The sequence below is a fragment of the Nonomuraea mangrovi genome (genome assembly GCF_042681425.1).
In the GTDB taxonomy this organism is placed as follows: Bacteria; Actinomycetota; Actinomycetes; order Streptosporangiales; family Streptosporangiaceae; genus Nonomuraea; species Nonomuraea mangrovi.
Genome location: NZ_JBHUFV010000054.1, coordinates 37,820 through 57,497, shown reverse-complemented (window position 1 = coordinate 57,497; position 19,678 = coordinate 37,820). Strand labels below are relative to the sequence as shown.

Annotated in this window: 15 protein-coding genes; 11 read left to right on the top strand and 4 right to left on the bottom strand. The window is 69.1% G+C overall.

The features are described 5' to 3' along the window. The first annotated feature begins 112 nt into the window (after positions 1-112). On the top strand, positions 113-4,249 hold the full coding sequence (locus ACFSKW_RS36360; protein ID WP_379577708.1) for a LamG-like jellyroll fold domain-containing protein: 4,137 nt from the start codon (positions 113-115) through the stop codon (positions 4,247-4,249). A gap of 82 nt (positions 4,250-4,331) precedes the next feature. Further along, complete coding sequence (rfbC, locus tag ACFSKW_RS36355; protein ID WP_379577706.1) at positions 4,332-4,928, top strand: dTDP-4-dehydrorhamnose 3,5-epimerase; 597 nt, start codon at positions 4,332-4,334, stop codon at positions 4,926-4,928. Positions 4,929-4,979: 51 nt separating this feature from the next. Here the strand turns inward: rfbC and ACFSKW_RS36350 are convergent, their stop codons facing one another. From ACFSKW_RS36350 to ACFSKW_RS36340, 3 genes are all read right to left on the bottom strand, one after another. Further along, positions 4,980-6,023 carry a 2-oxoacid:ferredoxin oxidoreductase subunit beta gene (locus ACFSKW_RS36350; protein WP_379577704.1) on the bottom strand — a complete coding sequence of 348 codons (1,044 nt, stop codon included), beginning with the start codon at positions 6,021-6,023 and terminating at the stop codon, positions 4,980-4,982. Beyond that, positions 6,016-7,851 carry a 2-oxoacid:acceptor oxidoreductase subunit alpha gene (locus tag ACFSKW_RS36345; protein WP_379577702.1) on the bottom strand — a complete coding sequence of 612 codons (1,836 nt, stop codon included), beginning with the start codon at positions 7,849-7,851 and terminating at the stop codon, positions 6,016-6,018. The genes ACFSKW_RS36350 and ACFSKW_RS36345 overlap by 8 nt, the downstream gene beginning before the upstream one ends. 236 nt (positions 7,852-8,087) lie before the next feature. Then, positions 8,088-9,464: a polysaccharide deacetylase family protein gene (locus tag ACFSKW_RS36340; protein ID WP_379577700.1), complete on the bottom strand. Its 1,377-nt coding sequence runs from the start codon at positions 9,462-9,464 to the stop codon at positions 8,088-8,090. Between the two features lie 150 nt (positions 9,465-9,614). On the opposite strand from ACFSKW_RS36340, the gene ACFSKW_RS36335 reads away from it, so the two are divergent. The 9 genes from ACFSKW_RS36335 to nuoH all read left to right on the top strand — a co-directional run bounded on the left by ACFSKW_RS36335 (position 9,615) and on the right by nuoH (position 18,183). Next, positions 9,615-9,986, top strand: a complete 372-nt coding sequence (locus tag ACFSKW_RS36335) for an NADH-quinone oxidoreductase subunit A (protein ID WP_379577698.1) — start codon at positions 9,615-9,617, stop codon at positions 9,984-9,986. A gap of 130 nt (positions 9,987-10,116) precedes the next feature. Then, a complete protein-coding gene (locus tag ACFSKW_RS36330) occupies positions 10,117-10,866 on the top strand; it encodes a LuxR C-terminal-related transcriptional regulator (protein ID WP_379577696.1) in 750 nt (249 codons plus the stop codon). Positions 10,867-11,185: 319 nt separating this feature from the next. Continuing rightward, on the top strand, positions 11,186-12,082 hold the full coding sequence (locus ACFSKW_RS36325) for a LysR family transcriptional regulator (protein WP_379577694.1): 897 nt from the start codon (positions 11,186-11,188) through the stop codon (positions 12,080-12,082). Between the two features lie 221 nt (positions 12,083-12,303). After that, entirely contained in the window at positions 12,304-12,759 is a 456-nt protein-coding gene (locus ACFSKW_RS36320) for a carboxymuconolactone decarboxylase family protein (RefSeq protein ID WP_379577692.1), read from the top strand. 193 nt (positions 12,760-12,952) lie between these two features. Then, positions 12,953-13,717 carry an SDR family oxidoreductase gene (locus tag ACFSKW_RS36315; RefSeq protein ID WP_379577690.1) on the top strand — a complete coding sequence of 255 codons (765 nt, stop codon included), beginning with the start codon at positions 12,953-12,955 and terminating at the stop codon, positions 13,715-13,717. An 11-nt stretch (positions 13,718-13,728) separates the two neighbouring features. Continuing rightward, positions 13,729-15,039 carry an FAD-binding oxidoreductase gene (locus ACFSKW_RS36310; RefSeq protein WP_379577688.1) on the top strand — a complete coding sequence of 437 codons (1,311 nt, stop codon included), beginning with the start codon at positions 13,729-13,731 and terminating at the stop codon, positions 15,037-15,039. 861 nt (positions 15,040-15,900) lie between these two features. Beyond that, positions 15,901-16,425 carry an NADH-quinone oxidoreductase subunit B gene (locus ACFSKW_RS36305; RefSeq protein WP_431903358.1) on the top strand — a complete coding sequence of 175 codons (525 nt, stop codon included), beginning with the start codon at positions 15,901-15,903 and terminating at the stop codon, positions 16,423-16,425. Continuing rightward, complete coding sequence (locus tag ACFSKW_RS36300) at positions 16,422-17,237, top strand: NADH-quinone oxidoreductase subunit C (protein WP_379577686.1); 816 nt, start codon at positions 16,422-16,424, stop codon at positions 17,235-17,237. Before ACFSKW_RS36305 ends, ACFSKW_RS36300 begins: the two co-directional genes overlap by 4 nt. Beyond that, entirely contained in the window at positions 17,230-18,183 is a 954-nt protein-coding gene (gene nuoH, locus ACFSKW_RS36295) for an NADH-quinone oxidoreductase subunit NuoH (RefSeq protein ID WP_379577684.1), read from the top strand. The genes ACFSKW_RS36300 and nuoH overlap by 8 nt, the downstream gene beginning before the upstream one ends. A gap of 206 nt (positions 18,184-18,389) precedes the next feature. Here nuoH and ACFSKW_RS36290 read toward each other — a convergent pair whose 3' ends face one another. After that, the gene (locus ACFSKW_RS36290) at positions 18,390-19,571 is read right to left on the bottom strand and encodes a serine/threonine-protein kinase (RefSeq protein ID WP_379577682.1); all 1,182 of its coding nucleotides are present in this window, start codon (positions 19,569-19,571) and stop codon (positions 18,390-18,392) included. Between the last annotated feature and the right edge of the window lie 107 nt (positions 19,572-19,678).

Sequence of the window (19,678 nt, the reverse complement as noted above, 5' to 3'; positions counted from 1 at the left end):
TTACGATTCGCATCCAGCGTGACCCGTGGGGGGCGCGTTATGTCGTTCGGGATGTAGGTAGCTCGTGATCAAAGCACTCTTATCGAGGACCGCCATCGCGGTTGTCTCACTCATGACCGCGACGCTCGTCGCACTGCCCGGCCACGCTGATATCGATCCTGAGCAGGGGACTCCGGCAACGGTGAGCGCCGACGCCCTGCCGACGTGGCAGATCAACGGCGTCGTATGGAAGATGGCGACCGTCGGCAACACCGTCTACGCCGTCGGCAGCTTCTCCAGGGCCCGACCTCCAGGCACCAGCCCCGGCTCGCCGCAGGAAGTGGTCAGGTCGAACATCCTGGCCTTCGACATCACCACCGGGAACCTTCTGCCCTTCAACCCCGCGCTCAACGCACAGGCCAGGACCATCGCGGTGGCACCCGACCAGTCCAAGATCTACGTCGGTGGCGACTTCACCACGGTGAACGGCCAGCCGCGCAACCGCGTGGCCGCCTTCGACGTCGCCACCGGAGCCTTGGACGCGAGCTTCGCGCCGTCGGTGGGCAATGTGGTCAGGGCACTGGCGGTGTCCGCCTCCACGGTGTACATCGGCGGCGCGTTCTTCAACGTCAACGGTGCGACGAGGTCCCGCCTCGCCGCCGTCTCCCGCGCGAATGGCACGCTCCAACCCTGGGCGCCGACGACCGACGACGAGGTCTTCGCCCTCCTGATGTCCCCTGACTCCAGCCGAGTCATCGTGGGCGGCAAGTTCCAGGCGCTGAACGGCGCCACCCGGGTCGGCATCGGGGCGCTCGACCCGGTCACCGCAACGTCACTGCCGTGGAACAGCAATCCGATCCCCGCGCGCCAAGGCAGCAACTACTCGATGACCTACGACTTGGCGACGGACGGGACCAACGTCTACGCGGCGGCCGACGGCGAAGGCTGGCACTGGTTCGACGGGCGCTTCGCGGTCGAGCCCAACACCGGTGACCTGCTCTGGCTGGACAACTGCTACGGCGCGTCCTATAGCGTCTTCCCGATCGACCAGGTGCTCTACAGCGTGGGCCACGCGCACGACTGCGCATCGCTCAGCGGGTTCCCCGAGGTCTCGCCCACGCGCTGGCAGAGGGCGCTCGCCACGACGATCTATCCCACGGGCAACGACCCCGCGCCGCCGTCGAACAACAGCCAGTACAGCGGCCAGCCGGTGCCGACGCTTTTGCACTGGTATCCCACCGTCAACGCCGGCAGCTACACAGGGATGAACCAGGGCGGGTGGTCGCTGTCGGGCAACTCGCAGTACCTCGTCATGGGCGGCGAATTCACCACCGTCAACGGCACGGCACAGCAGGGTCTGACCCGCTTCGCCCTCAAGGCCAACGCCCCCAAGGACTCCGGCCCCCTCGCCTCGTCCACGCTGACCCCGACCGCCGTCTCGCTCACCGCCGGCTCCGCCAGAGTGAGCTGGCAGGCCACCTGGGACCGTGACCACGAGAAGCTGAAGTACCAGATCCTGCGAGACGGCGGCTCCACCCCCGTCGGCGAGATCGAGCAGAAGTCGAACTTCTGGACGTTGCCCTCGCTCGGATTCATCGACACCGGCCTGACACCCGGATCCACGCACACCTATCGGATCCGCGTCGTCGACCCGTCGGGCAACACCGTGGGCAGCGCCACCTCCGCGCCCGTGACGATCGCCTCGTCAGGCTCCATGAGCGCCTACGCGCAGGAAGTGGTGGCCGACGGCGCCGCCCACTACTGGCGGATGGGCGAGGCCGGCGGCGCACTGGCCTACGATCACGCGGGATTCCTCGACTCCACAAGAGAGGCAGGAGTCGGCCACAACGTCCCGGGCGCGATCAACGGCGACACCGACACGGCCGCGCCCTTCAACGGCTCGGGAACCGGCTTCACCAAGACGCTGTCCATGGAGAACGCGACGACCAGCTTCACCATCGAAGCCTGGGTCAAGACCACCACGACGAGCGGCGGGAAGATCGTCGGATACGGCAACGCGGCAACAGGAGCGAGCTCCAACTACGACCGTCACGTCTACATGGACAACGCCGGCCGCATCTGGTTCGGCGTCTATCCCGGCGGAGTGCGTACCGTCAACAGCACCTCCGCCTACAACGACGGCCAATGGCATCACGTCGTGGCCACGCAGGGGTCGGGCGGCATCGCCCTCTACGTGGACGGTCGTCGGGTCGGCCAGGACGGCGGCACCACGGGCGCGCAGCCGTACGGCGGATACTGGCGCATCGGCGGAGACAATCTGAACGGCTGGCCCGCACAGCCGGCCAGCAGCTATCTCGCCGGCGAGATCGACGAAGTGGCGATCTACCCGGCGGCCCTGTCCATCACCAAGGTCAACGAGCACTACACGCTCAGCGGGCGAACCAGCCCGATCCCCCCGCGACCATCGGACAGCTACGGCAGGGTTGTCTACGACGACGCGCCCAGCCTGTACTGGCGTCTCGGCGAGGCGAACGGCTCGGTGGCGGCCGACGCCGGCCAGAACGTCACCCCGGGCACCTACACCCCGACGGGTGTCAGCTATGGGCAGCCCGGTGCGGTCGCCGGCACGAGCAACACCTCGATCACGGTGAACAACGGCCGGGTCATCTCGACCGCCTCGGTGAGCAACCCGACGACCTACTCGGCCGAACTGTGGTTCAAGACCACCACCACGAGTGGCGGCAAGCTCGTCGGCTTCGGCAACTCGAGCAACGGCACGAGCTCGAATTACGACCGCCACGTCTACATGACGAACAACGGCAAGCTCACCTTCGGCACCTACACCGGCGGGTTCAACCTCATCACCACGCCGGCCGCCTACAACGACGGTCAGTGGCACCATGTGGTCGCCACCCAGGGGTCTGGAGGCATGGTCCTGTACGTCGACGGTGCGTCCGTCGGCACCAATCCGCAGACCAACGCGGAAGGCTACTCCGGCTATTGGCGTGTCGGAGGCGACAACCTGAACGCGTGGCCGTCGCGGCCTTCGAGCGACAACTTCGCCGGTTCCCTGGACGAGGCGGCCGTCTACTCCACGGCGCTCACCGCCGCGCAGGTGGCCGAACACTGGCAGAAGGGGACAGGCTCGGGACCCGCCAACCAGGCGCCAACCGGCTCGTTCACCGTGACCTGCGAAGCCCTGGAGTGCACCTTCGACGGCACCGCATCCAGCGACTCCGACGGCACGGTCGAGGGGTACGCGTGGACCTTCGGCGACGGTCAGAGTGGTACAGGGGCCACCACGACACACACCTATCCGGTCGCGGGCGACTACCCGGTCACGCTCACCGTCACGGACAACGACGGCGCCACCGGACAGGACAGCGATGTGGCGGTTCCCCGCCCAGAGGACAACCCTCCGTCCACTCTCGCCGCTGACGCCTTCACCCGCACGGCCAGCGGCTCGCTGGGCACCGCCGACACCGGAGGCGCCTGGACCCTTCTCGGCGGCACCGCGAACTTCTCGGTCGACGGAACCGCGGCCAAGATCAACCTTCCCGCGACCACGGCAGGTCCCAGGGCCTTCCTCGACGCGGTGTCGAGCGCGGACAGCGATGTCACCTTCAAGGTCGCGGCCGACAAGGCTGGGACCGGCAACGGCACGTACATCTGGGCCGTCGGCAGAAGGGTGAGCGGTCAGGGCGAATATCGAGCCCGCATTCGCCTCCTGCCCACGGGTGTCGGTCTGGCTCTCACGAGAATCGCGGCGCCGAACACGGACAACCTGCTGACCACGGAGCAGACGGTCCCCGGACTGACCTACGCGCCGGGGACCGTGCTGAAGGTCCGTCTCCAGGTGACCGGAACATCGCCCACCACCATCTCGGCGAAGGTCTGGGACCAGGCGACCAGCGAGCCCGGCGCATGGCAGGCGACGGCCACCGATGCCACGGCCGGCATGCAGGCGGCGGGAGGGGTGGGCTTCGCCACCTACCTGTCGGGTACCGCGACGAACCCGCCCGTGCTGCTCACCGTGGACGACTTCTCCGCCGTCAGCACGGCCGCAGCCCCGACCGCGGCGTTCACCGCCGGCTGTACCGGCCTGTCCTGCACGGTCGACGCCTCCGCCTCGACCCAGGGATCTGCGCCCATCAACTCCTACGTCTGGAGCTTCGCCGACGGCCAATCCGGATCAGGAGTCACCGCTCAGCACACCTATGCCCAGGCCGGCACCTACCGGATCACCTTGACGGTGACCGGAACGGACAACCGTACGAGCGTCGCCACACAAACGGTGACCGTCCCCTGACCGACATCCCCGCGTACGGCTTGCGCCTCCGATCGGAGGCGCAAGCCGTACGCGCGCTCACACCTGGATGGTTCCCGTGCCCATGGAACAGCTCACCATCGAAGGAGCTCACGTCTTCACCCCTGTCGTCCACGAAGACGACAGGGGAGCCTTCGCGGAATGGTTTCGTGAAGACGAACTGGCCGCGGCGGCAGGACACCCGCTACGGCTCGCTCAGGCGAACTGCTCGGTGTCCCGCGCCGGCGTGCTTCGCGGGGTGCACTTCGCCGCGGTGCCCCCCGGCCAGGCGAAGTACGTCACGTGCGTCGCGGGGGAGGTCCTCGACGTCGTGGTGGACGTGCGTGTCGGCTCACCGACATTCGGCAGGTGGGAGGCGATCCGCCTCGACGCGCAGGATCGCAAGGCTCTCTACCTGGCCGAAGGACTCGGCCACGCGTTCATGGCCATGACCGACGGCGCCACAGTCGTCTACCTCTGTTCGGAGCCGTATGCGCCTGGACGCGAGTTCGGCATCAACCCGCTCGACCCCGATCTCGCGATCGGCTGGCCCCTGAATCTGGAGCCGCGGCTCTCCCCGAAGGACGCGGCCGCCCCCTCGCTGGCGAAAGCGGCACAGCAGGGTCTGCTGCCGTCCTACGACGACTGCACCGGCTACTACGCCAAGCTGCGCAAGGGGTGAACGCCGTGCGTCGGCCCACCACGGCGTGGCGGGCCGACGCACCCCGTCAGGTCAGCCGATGCGCCAGGTGTCGCCGCCCATGAGCAGGTCGCTGAGGTCGCCGGGGCCCTTCTGCGCCACGGCCTCCTCGAGCTGCTCGGCCATCAGCGTGTCGTAGGCGGGCCTGTCGACCTGCCGGAAGATGCCGATCGGCACGTGCTCGAAGGCCGGCTCGTCCAGGCGCGACAGCGCGAACGCCACCGAGGGGTCGGGGTTGTGCGCGTCGTGCACCAGCACGCGGTCGCCCGCCTCCGCCAGCGGAACCACCTCGATGCCGCCGCTCGCCGCCCTGACCACGGCCTTGCTCGCGCTGACGATCGGCTGGCCGTGCTCCAGCCGCAGCGTGATGTCGTCGCGGACCTCGGGGTCCTTGAGCTGCTCGAAGGCGTTGTCGTTGAAGATGTTGCAGTTCTGGTAGATCTCCACCAGAGACGTGCCGCGGTGCGCGGTGGCCTCGCGCAGCACCGACTGCAGGTGCTTGCGGTCGGAGTCGATGGTGCGGGCCACGAACGACGCCTCGGCGCCGAGGGCCAGCGAGATCGGATTGAACGGCTTGTCCAGCGAGCCCATCGGCGTCGACTTGGTGATCTTGCCGATCTCGGAGGTGGGCGAGTACTGGCCCTTGGTCAGCCCGTAGATCCGGTTGTTGAACAGCAGGATGTTCAGGTTGACGTTACGGCGCAGCGCGTGGATCAGGTGGTTGCCACCGATCGACAGCGCGTCACCGTCACCGGTGATCACCCACACGCTCAGGTCGGGCCGGGAGGCCGCCAGGCCGGTGGCGATGGCAGGGGCACGGCCGTGGATGGAGTGGAAGCCGTAGGTGTCGAGGTAGTACGGGAACCGGCTCGAGCAGCCGATGCCGGAGACGAACACGATGTTCTCTCGCCGCAGCCCCAGCTCGGGCAGGAAACTCTGCACCGCGGCGAGGATGGCGTAGTCGCCGCAGCCGGGGCACCAGCGGACCTCCTGGTCGGACTTGAAGTCCTTCAGGGTCTGCTTGCCCTCGGCCTTGGGGATCAGGGCCAGGCCCTTGCCGTTGACGAGTTCACTCACTGTCGATCACGTCCTGGATGACTCCGGCCAGCTCCTCGGCCTTGAACGGGAGCCCGCGCACGCGGTTGTAGCTGATGATGTCGACGAGGAACCTCGCGCGCAGCAGCAGCGCCAGCTGACCGAGGTTGATCTCGGGCAGGAGCACCTTGTCGTAGCTCTTGAGCACGTCGCCGGTGTTGGCGGGCAGCGGGTTGAGGTGCCGCAGGTGCGCCTGCGCGACCTTCCCTCCGGCCTTCCTGATCCTGCGCACGGCCGCCGCGATCGGCCCGTAGGTCGAACCCCAGCCGAGGACCAGCACCCTGGCGTCACCCGTCGGGTCGTCGACCTCGAGGTCGGGCACGTCAATGCCGTCGATCTTGGCCTGGCGGAGCCTGACCATGCGGTCGTGGTTGTTCGGGTCGTAGGAGATGTTGCCCGAGCCGTCGGCCTTCTCGATGCCGCCGATGCGGTGCTCGAGGCCCGCGGTGCCGGGGATCGCCCACGGGCGGGCCAGGGTCTCGGCGTCGCGCTTGTAGGGCAGGAACTCCTCGTCCGTCACGGTGGCGAACTCGGTGGAGATGTCCGGCAGGTCGGAGACCTCGGGCAGCCGCCACGGCTCGGAGCCGTTGGCCAGGTAGCCGTCGGACAGCAGGTAGACGGGCGTGCGGTACTTCACCGCGATCCGGGCGGCCTCGATCGCCGCGTCGAAGCAGTCGCTCGGCGTGGAGGGGGCCACGATAGGCACCGGCGACTCGCCGTTGCGGCCGAACATCGCCATCAGCAGGTCGGTCTGCTCGGTCTTGGTCGGCATGCCGGTGGAGGGGCCCGCCCGCTGCACGTCGACCAGGATCAGCGGCAGTTCGGTCATGACCGCCAGGCCGATGGTCTCGGCCTTCAGCGCCACACCGGGACCGCTGGTCGTCGTCACGCCGAGCGCACCGCCGAAGGCGGCGCCCAGCGCGGCGCCGACGCCCGCGATCTCGTCCTCCGCCTGGAAGGTACGGATGCCGAAGCGCTTGTGCCTGGACAGCTCGTGGAGGATGTCGCTGGCCGGAGTGATCGGGTAGGAGCCGAGGAACAGCGGCAGCTTCGCCTGCACGCCGGCCGCGATCAGCCCGTAGGCCAGCGCCTGGTTGCCCGAGATGTTGCGGTAGACGCCGGGCGCCAGCTTGGCCGGCTTGACCTCGTAGGAGACCGAGAACGACTCGGTCGTCTCGCCGTAGTTCCAGCCCGCCTGGAAGGCCGCGATGTTGGCCTTGGCGATCTCGGGCTTCTTGGCGAACTTCTGCTCGAGGAAGGTGATCGTGTGCTCGGTCGGCCGGTGGTAGAGCCAGCTCAGCAGCCCGAGGGCGAACATGTTCTTGGAACGCTCGGCGTCCTTCTTCGACAGCTCGAAGCCTTCGAGCGCCTTCACGGTGAGCGAGGTCAGCGGCACGGCATGGACGCGCCACTCGCCGAGCGAGTCGTCCTCGAGCGGGCTGGCGTCGTAGCCCACCTTCTGCAGGTTGCGCTTGGTGAACTCGTCGGTGTTGGCGATGATGTCCGCGCCCTTGGGCAGGTCGCCCAGGTTGGCCTTCAGCGCCGCCGGGTTCATGGCGACCAGGACGTTGGGCGCGTCGCCCGGCGTCAGGATGTCGTGGTCGGCGAAGTGGAGCTGGAAGCTCGACACACCGGGAAGCGTCCCTGCGGGTGCCCGAATCTCGGCAGGGAAGTTGGGCAGGGTGGACAGGTCGTTGCCGAACTCCGCCGTTCCAGCGGTGAAGCGGTCGCCGGTGAGCTGCATTCCGTCGCCGGAGTCGCCGGCGAACCGAATGATCACTCTGTCGAGTTGCTGAACCTGCTTGGTCACAGCGAAGTCCTCCTCGACTGCGCTCGTGGCACGTTCTCAAATTCCATGCTAAGTCCTCGGGGGTCACACGTTTCCGTGATGCGCATCACGGGTACACGCGGTGAAAGTCAGGCAGACGCGAGAGAACGAAAGGGGCGACACAGCCCTGCCGCGAGCCGGCACAGGTCAACGTGCAGGCGGGCGAAGAGGACGGTTCGGGTCACGCTGCCTAACTATATGCGCCCACGAAGGCTTACCTACGTCAGGGGTTGCTTACCCGAGGAGTAGACGCGACCTGGCTTCATCCCGGCCGAGCCGTACAGCTCGGGAACCGTGACAAACGTATAGCCCTTCTTGGTCAACTGCCGCAGAATCTCTGGAACGGCCTCGACCGTCGTGTCGTGGATGTCGTGCATGAGGATGATCGCCCCTGGATGCGCGCTCTGGACCGCGCGCCGCACCACCGCACGCGGGTCGTTGTCGCGTGAGTCGAGGGTGTCGACGTCCCAGTTGACCAAAGAGATCCCCATTTTTCGGGCAATGGCCCTGACGTCCTTGTTCACCGCCCCGTACGGCGCGCGGGCGAGGGTGGGCGTCTGGCCCAGCTCGGCGCTGATCACGCTCTGTGCCCTGACGAGGGCGTCGGCGACCTTGCTGCTCGACAGCTTCGTCAGGTCGCGGTGCGCCCAGGTGTGGTTGCCGACCAGGTGTCCCTGCTCGCGCATGCGGGAGACCAGCTCGGGGCGGGCCGCCACGTTCGTCCCGACGGTGAAGAAGGTGGCCCTCGCGCCCGCGTTCTCCAGCTCGTCCAGCAGCCGGCCAGTGTGGGGTCCCGGCCCGTCGTCGAACGTCAGCGCGATGCACATGGCGTCGTCGCAGTTCACGCTGCCCGCCCTGGAGCTCGTGGTCGGCGGGCTCTTGACGGGCGTCCCGCTGACCGCCGGCGAGGGCGGGGCGTCCCTGGCGGCGGCCCGTGCCCGCCAGCCGGCCGGTGACAGCAGCGACTCGACCCGCTTCGCCGGTACGGCGACCGCCACCCTGCCCAGCGCCCCCGGCCCCACCTGGTAGTCGTCGAACTCCACGACGAGGTCGCCCTCGCGATTGAAGGCCATGGAGTCGAACAGGCCGGGGTCGGCTTTCACGGCGTCGTAGTCGACCTCGGAGCCGCGCTGCCTGAGCTCGGACCTGACGATGGCCGCCAGCGGGTGCAGGGTCGTGACCAGGCCGGGGGAGTCGACGACCTTGCCGGTGACCTTGTCGTACCAGATGGTCCGCAGCGAGTTGGCCCAGCTGGCTCCGGCGAACTCGCCGGTGCGCAGCCGCACGCCGACGATGTCGCCTGTGGCGGCGGTCAGCTGCCAGTCCACGTTGAACTCGGGGCGCGGCTCGAGGGCCGCGGCGCTCGTGGCCTCCACGAAGCGGTGCAGCCGGCTCTGGGCCAGCTCGCCGAGCCTGTGGTTGAGCTCGGTGGCGCCTTTCAGCTCCGGATAGACAATGTGCACATCCCTGTCTCCTGAGTCGCCCAGCGTGAGTGTCCTGGTGGTGAGACCTGGGACCTCAGAGGGGTCGACGAAGCTGATCATCGTGGGCTCGGCGGGTACGTGGAGTTCCCGCTCGGGGGAGGCGGTGGCCATGCCGCAGCCGGTAGTGGCGGCGGCTATAAGCGCGATTCCTCCGAAGAATCGCCTTTTGTGCATGCAGGCCAGGTTATGGGGGATCAATCCTGCTTTGCCCCGATTTGGGATTAAGAGGACAGAGGCTTTGGCCGGGGTTACGATCAGCATATGGGTGGCTACTTCGGCTCCTACGCGCTGGTCTTCGCGCTGCTCGTCATCGGCGTGGCCATCGTCGCCGGTGCCCTCATGGTTAATCGCCTGCTGCGCCCCACACGCCCGACGCCCGAGAAGCTCACCACCTACGAGTGCGGCGTCGACCCTGTCGGCGAGGGATGGGCCCAGTCGCAGATCAGGTACTACGTCTTCATCTACCTGTACGTGGTGTTCGCGGTCGACGCGGTGTTCCTGTTCCCGTGGGCGACCGTGTTCGCGGCGCCCGGCTACGGGATGACGACGCTGGTGGAGATGTTCGTCTTCCTGGGCTTCATCGCGCTCGGCATCGTCTACGCCTGGCGCAAGCGCGTCCTCACCTGGACGTAGCGTCCGACCCGATTCACCCGATCATTGGCGCTATCCCGCAGAGTACGCAGGTCAACGGCCCCTTTCCCTGACTTGCCCGGACGGGCAAGGTGTGCGCAGACTGTGCGCGCCACGATCGCGAAGGGGAGTGATGGACGAGGTCGAAACGAGCGGCAGGCGATTGGAGTCGATCGCGAAGGAGCTCGCCCAGATCGCCGCGTTCCAGGCCGCGCTGCCGGTCACCGCGTACGACGTGGAACGCATCGAGGACAACGGCGCCGTCTGGGAGCTGATCCGCGACCTCACCGAGAAGGCGGAGGAGATCCTCGCCATGCGCGCGAGGGACGCGAGGCGGCGAGACGAGAAGGGCGCCAAGATCATCACCTTCGCCGCCCTCGAACGCGGCACGATCATGCGCACGGTCGTCAGGGCCGACGTGCTCAAGAGCCCCGACCAGGCCGCCAGGATCAGGGAACTGCACGCCGCCGGCGACCTGCACCGCGTCACCGACGAGCAGTTCAGGGAACTGCTGATCTTCGACCGGCGGGTCGCCTTCATGCCGATCGACCCCGACGAGCTCCCTCTGGGCGCGCTGATGGTTCGCCAGCCCAGCATGGTCGCCTCGCTGGTCGACCTCTTCGAACAGTCCTGGGCCAGGGCCAGGGACGTCACGACGCCGTTCGACCGGATGGACCGCCTGACCAGGCGCGAGCGCGAAGTACTGGGGCTCATGGCCGAGGGCAGGTCGAACGGCGCCATCGCCAGGACCCTGTCCATCACCGAAGTGACCGTCGCCAAGCACGTGGCCAACATCTTCTGCAAGCTCGACCTGTCGCCCGCCGAGAGCGATCACCGGCGCGTCCTCGCCGTGCTCGCCTACCTTCGCACCAGCGGAAGGTAGAGCCAGCTATACCCGCGATCTCCGCTCCAGCGCCCATGCGCTCACCGGACGGGCACCGCTTCAATGACCAGCGTGACCCGACCGGGGGAGTACGGGGCGCGAGGGAACACAACCCAGGGAGTACGGCGGAAGCACGCCGTGGCATGACGCCGAGGCGATGACCGTGCTGCGAAGCTCCCGGCTGTTCCTACGTCGTCGACATCCCGCAGGGTCCGCCGCCGGCAGATCGACTCCTCCGACTCTCAGCCACGAGCCGGGTCCTGATCAATGCCGGAATGCGAAAGGACCGATAAGTGTGACAAATCGTCGGAGGTGAGCGGTGGACCAGCGTGACATCGAAACCTTTCTCACGCTCGCTGAAGAGCTCCACTTCGGCCGCACGGCCGAGCGGCTGAGGCTGTCGCAGGGCGCCGTCAGCCAGATCATCAAGAAGCTCGAACGCCAGGTGGGCGCCCCCCTGTTCGAGCGGAGCAGCCGCCACGTCGCGCTCACCGGCATCGGCAGGCGGCTGCGCGACGACATCGAGCCCGCCCACCGCCTGATCAAGGAGGGCGTCGCCAGGGCCACCACCGCGGGCAGGGGCATCGGCGGCGTGCTCACCCTCGGATTCGTCGGAGCCGCGATGGGCGACCTGCTCGTCGAGGTCGGCGAGCTGTTCAGGATCGGCCACGCCGACTGCGAGGTGCGTCTCAGGGAGATCCAGGTCATCGAAGGACTCGGGCCGTTGCGCGCCGGCGAGATCGACATGATGGGCGCCCCGTTCCCGCTCGACGAACCAGACCTGACCACGGGGCCCATGCTCCTGCGCGAGCCGCGCATGCTGGCCGTGCCCGCCTCCCATCGGATGGCCCGCCGCAGCTCCGTCTCGCTCGAGGACCTCGCCCAGCTTCCCGTCCTGAACATGCCGTCCTCATGGTCACCGGTCTTCATCGAGGACAGGACCCCCAGCCGCACGCCCAGCGGCAAGCCGATCACGCGCGGCCCCGACATCAGGACCCTCCAGGAGGCCCTGGCCCTCACCGCGGCGGGGAAGGGCGTCTTCCCCGTCGGCGCCCAGGTCATGCGCTACTACGTCAGGCCCGGCATCGTCTACATCCCCTTCCGCGACGCCCCGCCCCTCGAATGGGGCCTGGTCTGGCGCACCGCCGACGAGACCCATCGCATCAGAGCGTTCGCCGACGTCGCCAAGACGCGGGTGAACGATCGGACTTCGTGATCGATCCATCCGAACCTCGGGATTGTTCGCCTCGCCGGTCCTGGCGATTCTGATGATCGGAGAGCGGCGGCTCTGACCTGCCGCTCCCCGCGCCGCTTCGTCCTCGATCACATTCCGCCCCGGCCCCCAGTCACGTTCCGCCGCCGCGGTCCGTCAGAGGAGCGAAGACCAGGAACCCGGCCGGTCCGGCGCGCGGCGAACGATCCCGAAGGAGAACGATCATGGAAGCACGGATGGGCAACCCCGCCACGGTGGTGCCTGGCGCGATGCAGGGACTGCTGGCCGTGGGCAAGGCCGTCGAGGGCACCGGCCTGCCCAAGAACCTGCTCGAACTCGTCAACCTGCGCGCCAGCCAGATCAACGGGTGCAGCGTCTGCGTCGACATGCACGCCCGGGCCCTGCGGAAGGACGGCGAGAGCGACGAACGCCTCTTCGCGGTGGCCGCATGGCGCGACACGCCGTACTTCACCGACGAGGAGCGGGCCGCGCTGGCCCTCGCCGAGCACCTCACCAGGCTCGCCGACACCCCCGAAGCCGTGCCCGACCCCATCTGGGACGAGGCCGCCGACAGCTTCGACGAAAGGCAGCTGGCGGCGCTGATCCTCGGGATCGCCACCGTCAACCTCTGGAACCGGCTCAACGCGGCCACCAGGCAGGTCGCGGGCGCCTGGGGCTGAGAGCCGCTGAGGCTCAGCGGGCGCCGCCGTTTGAGGTCGAGGGGCGGCCACATCACCTGAGGTTCAGCGGTAGCGGCGCCATCCGAGGTCGAGCGGGAGCCGCCTCCCCTGAGGTTCAGCGGTAGCGGCGCCATCCGAGGTCGAGCGGCGGCCGATCGACGAGTGACACAGATCAGAAGGGGAGATCACGCGCATGACAGCACTCATCAGCGGCGCCAACAAGGGCATCGGCTTCGAGACCGCCCGGCTGCTCGCCGAGAAGGGCATCACCGCGATCGTGGGCGCCCGCGACGAGCAGCGGGGCAAGGCCGCGGCCGAGCGCCTCGGCCAGCCGTACGTGCGGCTCGACGTCACCGACGATTCCAGCGTGCGGGCCGCGGCCACGTGGGTCGAGCAGGAGTACGGCACGCTCGACATCCTCGTGAACAACGCGGGCGTCGTCGCGCCCAAGGACCGGCGGCTGCCGAGCACCTCCTCACTCGAGGTGGTCAGGCGCGTCTTCGAGACGAACGTGTTCGGCGTGATCGCGGTGACCAACGCGATGCTGCCGCTGCTGCGCAACTCGCCCGCGGGCCGGATCGTCAACGTCTCCAGCGAGCTGGCCTCGATGGCCAACGCGCTCGTCAGGGACGGTCCGATCGGGGCGCTCAACGACATGCCGCACAACTCGTCGAAAGCCGCCGTCAACATGATCACGGTGTCGTACGCCAAGGAGCTATGGGACACCCCGATCAAGGTGAACCGCACCGACCCCGGCTGGTGCGCCACCGACATCAACGGCGGCTCCGGATACCGGTCGGCCGAGCAGGGCGCGGCGATCGCCGTCCGGCTCGCGACCCTGGGCGCCGACGGTCCCAGCGGCGCCTTCCTCCAGGACGCGGGGCCCATCCCCTGGCGAGATCCCCTTGCACGATCACCTGGTGAAACCCCCATCGATCGATCAACGATCATCAACTGAGGAGCATGGACATGAGTGACAACAGTTTGCGCGGCGCGGTCAGGGGCCGGGTGCTGCTCCCTGGCGAGGACGGGTTCGACGCGGCGGCCAAGCCGTGGAACCGGGCCGTCCCGCAGCCCGTCGCGGCCGTGGTGGAGGCCGAGGACGCCGACGACGTGGCCTCCCTCGTCAGATACGCCGCCCAGGTCGGGCTGACGGTGACCGCCCAGCCGAGCGGTCACGGCGCCCCCGGCGACACCGACGGCGTGATCCTGCTGCGCACAGGACGGCTGGACACCGTGGACGTCCGGCCCGACGAGCGGGTGGCCAAGGTGGGCGCCGGCGTGAAGTGGGGACAGGTTCAGGCCGCGTCGGGGGCGCACGGGCTGACCGGCCTCGCCGGCAGTTCCCCTGCGGTCACCGTGGCCGGCTACACCCTCGGCGGAGGCGTCAGCTGGTTCGGCCGCAAGTACGGCTGGGCCGCCGACAGCGTGCTGGCCTTCGACGTCGTCGACGCCGACGGCGAGCAGGTCAGGGTCACCGCCGAGTCCGACCCCGACCTGTTCTGGGCGCTGCGAGGCGGGGGCGGCGACTACGCGGTGGTAACCGGCATCGAGTTCGACCTGTACCCCGCGCCGGCCGTCTACGGCGGCCGGGTCATGTGGCCAGGCGACCGCACGCCCGAGGTGTTCGAGGCGTTCCTCGAGCTCACCGCGCAGGCGCCGCGCGAACTGTCCATCTGGATCAACCGCTTCCAGTTCCCCGGCGGACCGCCCATGGTCGCCCTGGACCTCACCTACCTCGGCGAGGCGAGCGAGGCGACGGCGCTGCTCACCCGCCTGAGCAAGATCGACGGCCCCATCTCCGACAGCCGCGGCGTGGTCGCGATCGCCGACCTCGGCGGCATCGCGGCCGAGCCCGTCGACCCCAGCCCCGCCGGCACCAGCGCGGAACTGCTGACCAGCCTCGACGACCTGGCGGTGGCCACCCTGTCGACCGAGCCGATCAACCCCCTGATGAACGTCCAGATCCGCCACCTCGGCGGGGCGCTGGCCGAGCCCGTACCCAGCACCGGCGCCGGCGGCGCGGTGACCGAGCCGTACCTGCTGTACATGCTGGGGCCCGGCCTTCCGCACCTGATCGAGGGCGTGACGGCCAAGCAGGCCCAGCTGGTGGCCGACCTCGACGCCTACGTCAGCGGGCGCAAGCCGTACACCTTCCTGGCGCCGGGAGAGCGGGCGGCGGCGGCCTTCCCCGAAGAGACGCTGACCAGGCTGCGCGCGATCAAGCGGGCTCGCGACCCGCGCAACGTGATCCGCGCCAACTTCCCCATCCTCTCCTGACCTGACTCCGCCGGCTCCGCGGCCCCCACCGCCGCGGAGCCGGACCTCCCCCCACGCCAGACCACCGTTCGCCACGCCGCTCCCGCCCCCTTGGTCACAGGACCAGCCTTTCCCGCCCCGTCCGCCCCGCCTGTCCCGCCTGGGTCTGGCGAGTCTCGTCCCCTCGGCCTGTCCCGCCTGGGTCTGGCGAGTCTCGTCCCCTCGGCCTGTCCGCCCGCCTGGGTCTGGCGAGTCTCGTCCCCTCGGCCTGTCCGCCCGCCTGGGTCTGGCGAGTCTCGTCCCCTCGGCCTGTCCGCCCGCCTCGGTTCGGCCAGCCTCGGCCCCCCGGCCCGTCGCCGAGGGATACACCGCGGCATCGGGGGACGCCCTCACCCTGGCCGACACCGTCGCCGGGACCTTCACCTTCAGCAAGCCGCGCTGAGCCGCACCCGCCCTCCTCCCAGATAGAGCCCACCCCCTCGCAGGTAGTGCCCCCTCCCCTCGCAGAGGTGGACCTGTGCCGCTCCCGCGCCTCGTATGGAAATGCGCACCCCCTGCGGGGAACCCTCGCCCGCATGGAACTCGGGCTCCGCAGGAAACTCATACCCCGTGTGGAACCCGCGCCCCCTGCGGAACCAGCGCCCCGTGCGGAACCGGCGCCCCGTGCGGAACCAGCGCCCCGTGCGGGCCCGGGCGTTCGTTCGGGATTCGCGCCTCGCCTGCGACGAAAGCTCATCGGCTCCGTGGGCCCGTCCACGGGGAGGGCCTCATAGGTTGCGTGGGGGCGCACTTCGCCTCGCACAGCTGCCGGCGTCGGGTGTTCGGGCGAGATGTCGGGGTGGCCCCCTACTCCTCAGGCAGCCGCCGTTGGAGAATGGCGATATGGCCGATCTTCCGATGCCGACGGTGGGGCCGGTCTCCCGGCTGGCGCCGAAGCCGATGCGCTTCGTGCTCAACTGGGGGCGGCGCTACTCCCTGTGGGTCTTCAACTTCGGGCTGGCGTGCTGCGCGATCGAGTTCATCGCCACCTCGATGAGCAGGCACGACTTCATTCGCTTCGGAGTGATCCCGTTCGCGAACGGCCCCAGGCAGGCGGACCTGATGATCGTCTCGGGTACCGTCACCGACAAGATGGCTCCCGCCGTCAAGCGTCTCTACGAGCAGATGCCCGACCCCAAGTACGTCATCTCGTTCGGCGCGTGCTCCAACTCCGGCGGCCCCTACTGGGACTCGTACTGTGTCACCAAGGGCGTCGACCAGATCATTCCCGTCGACGTCTACGTCCCCGGCTGCCCGCCCAGGCCGGAGGCGCTCCTGCACGGCATCATGAAGCTTCAAGAGCAGATCGCCGAGGAACGGCTGAGCGACCGCTACATCTGGTCACGATCCCACGGGGAGGACGCGTGACGCTCAGCGCGCACTTCGGGGACAGGGCGCAGATCAGCGAGTCGTGGGGCGAGCGCACCGTCGACGTGGACGCCGCCGACTGGATCGAACTGCTGACGTTCTGCAGGGACTCGGGCTACGAGTTCTTCGACTGGCTGACCGGCGTGGACGAGCCGCCCGACGTCTTCGGGATCGTCGCGCACGTCTACAACCCGTCCACGCACGACCGGCTGCTGCTGCGGACGACGGTGTCCCACGCCGACCCGCGCCTGCGGTCCGCCGTCGGCGTCTACCGGGGCGCGAACTGGCACGAACGGGAAACGTTCGAGATGTTCGGCGTGGTCTTCGAGGAGCACCCCTACCTGGTGCCGCTGCTGTTGCCGGACGGCTTCGAGGGACACCCGTTGCGCAAGGACTTCGTGCTCGCGGCTCGGGTGGCCAAGCCCTGGCCCGGCGCGAAGGAGCCCGGCGAGTCGGGCCATGGCGCGCCGAGCCGCCGCAAGACGCTCCCGCCCGGCGTTCCCGCCGAGTGGGGCCCCTCCTCGGCCGAGCCGCCGCCACCCGACGCCCCCTCCGCGCAACCGTCGCCCGCCTCGCCCGCGTCACCGCCGCCCGCGTCTCCGGAGTCCCAAGCGTCCGCGCCTCCGGAACCCCAAGCGTCCGCGCCTCCGTCGGCTCCCGCCGCGCCGAGGTCACGGCCACCCGCGCGACCGGAGCCAGGGGAGCCCGCGTCTCCGGCGCCCGCCGCGCCGACGTCATCGCCGGCGCCCGCGCCTCCCGCGTCTCCGTCGGATCCCGCACCGCCCGCGTCCGTGGAGGAGCCCGATGGGTGACGTTCTCGACATCGTCCTGCGCTTCGTCGTCATCCTGCTCGTCTTCCTCCTCCTGCCGCTGATCGTCGGCCAGACCGAGCACAAGGTCATGGCGCACATGCAGTCACGCCTCGGCCCCATGTACGCCGGGGGCTTCCACGGCTGGGCGCAGCTCATCGCCGACGGCGTGAAGTTCGCCCAGAAGGAGGACGTGATCCCCGCCGCGGCCGACCGCCGCGTCTTCCAGATCGCGCCCGGCGTCGCGCTCGTGCCGTACCTGCTCGTGCTGATCGTCATTCCGATCGGCCCGGGGCTCGTGGGCGTGGACCTCGATCTCGGCCTGTTCTACGTGCTCGCGGTCATGGGCATCGGGGTGCTCGGCTCGATCATGGCGGGGTGGGCCTCGGCCAACAAGTACTCGGTGCTGGGCGGAATGCGCGCGGCGGCTCAGCTGATGTCGTACGAGTTGCCGCTCGTCCTGGCGGCCTCCTCGGTGGCGATGGCGGCGGGCACCCTCTCACTTGGCGGGATCGTCGAGGCATGGCAGTGGTGGTGGCTGCCTTGGCAGGCGATCGGCGCGGTGGTCTTCTTCCTGGCGGGGCTCGCGGAGCTGCGCCGCCCGCCGTTCGACATGCCGATCGCCGAGTCCGAGATCATCATGGGCCCGATGACGGAGTACACGGGCATGCGGTTCGCCCTGTTCATGCTGTCGGAGTACGTCGGCATCGTGGTGCTGTCCTTCCTCACGGCGGTGCTGTTCCTGGGCGGCTGGCACGGGCCGCTGCTGCCCGGCGTGGTCTGGACGTTCCTGAAGATGTTCGCGCTGGCGTTCCTGGTGATCTGGATGCGGGTCAGCTTCCCCCGGCTGAGGGAGGACCAGCTGCAGCGGCTCGCGTGGGTCGGGCTGGTCCCGCTCGCCCTGGTGCAGCTCGCCATCACGGGCGTGGTCAAGGTTCTCGTCGGCTGACCCGCTGCCGTCTTGGCGGGGTGCGCGGGCGGGCGTGGCAGGGCCACCGGTACGCCTGGTTCAGGGGCCGGGGAGCGGACGTGGCAGGGCCACCGGTACGCCTGGTTCAGGGAGCCGGAGAGCGGGCGTGGCAGGGCCACCGGTACGCCTCAGGGAGCCGGGGAGCGGGCGCGTACGGCCGGCGGGCAAGGCCGGCGCGGTCGGGCTCAGTGGACGATGGCCAACATGATCTCCGCCGCGGTGGGACGATCAGTGGGTGACTTGGACAGCGCGTTTCCCACGATGCCGCGTAAGGACGGCGGGAGCGGCGACAGGTCGGGGTGCAGGTTGAGGACCCGGTTGAAGACGGCGGGCACCGTGTCCTCGCCGAACGCGGGACGCCCCGTCGCCGCGAAGGTCATCGTCACCGCCCAGCTGAAGACGTCGGACGGCGGGCCGACGGGTGAGCCGGACAGCTGCTCGGGTGACATGTAGGGCGGAGTGCCCGACATCTTCCCTGTCATCGTCGAGTGGTCGAGCGAGCGCGCGATCCCGAAGTCGATCACGCGAGGGCCGTCGGAGCCGATCAGGACGTTGCTGGGTTTGAAGTCGCGGTGGACGATGCCCGCCTTGTGGATGGCGGCCAGCGCCCCTGACGTGGCCAGGGCGAGCCTGGTCAGGCTGTCCTCGTCGCGCGGGCCCTGGTCGCGGACGAGTTGTTCGAGCGAGGGGCCCGCGACGAACTCGCTCACGATGTAGGCCTGGTCTGGCGTGATGTTGACGTCGAGCAGCCTGGCTGTGGAAAACGTGGCGACCCTGCGCGCGGCGTCGACCTCGCGGGCGAACCTGGTCCGCGCGAACTCGTCGCCCAGGTCGTGGAGCACCTTGACGGCCACGTGGGCGCCGTTGGGCGCGACGGCGAGGTAGACCGCGCCCTGCCCGCCGCGGCCGAGGGAGCGCAGCACGCGGTAGTGGCCGATCCATTCGGGCTCGCCCGCCCGGCGCGTCAGGCCTGACGGGTGGGTCGAGCGGTCGTGCACCCGCATCGGGGATGTTCCCGCCGTGGGGACGGCGGGCCGGGGACGGCCCCTGACCATGATGGGGACGAGGATGCCGCTGTGGACGACGCCGCCCAGCCAGCTCACGAGCAGACCCAGCCCTACCAGGCCGAACAGCCAGTCGGGGGCGAGGTTGACGTCCTCGTAGCTGATCACGACGATCATGAATGTGCTGACGCACGCGCCGTAGAGGGCGGCGGAGAGGACGAGCCATTTGCTCTGCAGCCAGAAGGCGGCGAACCCGATGGTGAACGGGGTCGCCAGGCCGCAGGTCAGCAACGGCACCACGGCCCAGGCGACGGCGGCCGTCCAGGCTCCGGCGCTGGGGCGGTGGGGGTGGCTGTGCGGCATGGCGAGAGAGTATCCGGTTAGGGCGACAGAAGCAGGGTGTGGACGAGACCTGTGGATAACCACCGTCTATCCTGTGGATGGCTGTGGAAAACCTGGGGACAACTGGC

Bases quoted from the DNA above. Each gene is read 5' to 3' on its own strand.
- ACFSKW_RS36330 (WP_379577696.1), top strand. From the start codon at position 10,117: ATGGACGAGGTCGAAACGAGCGGCAGGCGATTGGAGTCGATCGCGAAG.
- ACFSKW_RS36340 (WP_379577700.1), bottom strand. From the start codon at position 9,464: ATGGCCACCGCCTCCCCCGAGCGGGAACTCCACGTACCCGCCGAGCCC.
- ACFSKW_RS36360 (WP_379577708.1), top strand. From the start codon at position 113: ATGACCGCGACGCTCGTCGCACTGCCCGGCCACGCTGATATCGATCCT.
- nuoH (WP_379577684.1), top strand. From the start codon at position 17,230: ATGGGTGACGTTCTCGACATCGTCCTGCGCTTCGTCGTCATCCTGCTC.
- ACFSKW_RS36310 (WP_379577688.1), top strand. From the start codon at position 13,729: ATGAGTGACAACAGTTTGCGCGGCGCGGTCAGGGGCCGGGTGCTGCTC.
- ACFSKW_RS36290 (WP_379577682.1), bottom strand. From the start codon at position 19,571: ATGCCGCACAGCCACCCCCACCGCCCCAGCGCCGGAGCCTGGACGGCC.
- rfbC (WP_379577706.1), top strand. From the start codon at position 4,332: ATGGAACAGCTCACCATCGAAGGAGCTCACGTCTTCACCCCTGTCGTC.
- ACFSKW_RS36320 (WP_379577692.1), top strand. From the start codon at position 12,304: ATGGAAGCACGGATGGGCAACCCCGCCACGGTGGTGCCTGGCGCGATG.
- ACFSKW_RS36335 (WP_379577698.1), top strand. From the start codon at position 9,615: ATGGGTGGCTACTTCGGCTCCTACGCGCTGGTCTTCGCGCTGCTCGTC.
- ACFSKW_RS36305 (WP_431903358.1), top strand. From the start codon at position 15,901: ATGGCCGATCTTCCGATGCCGACGGTGGGGCCGGTCTCCCGGCTGGCG.
- ACFSKW_RS36315 (WP_379577690.1), top strand. From the start codon at position 12,953: ATGACAGCACTCATCAGCGGCGCCAACAAGGGCATCGGCTTCGAGACC.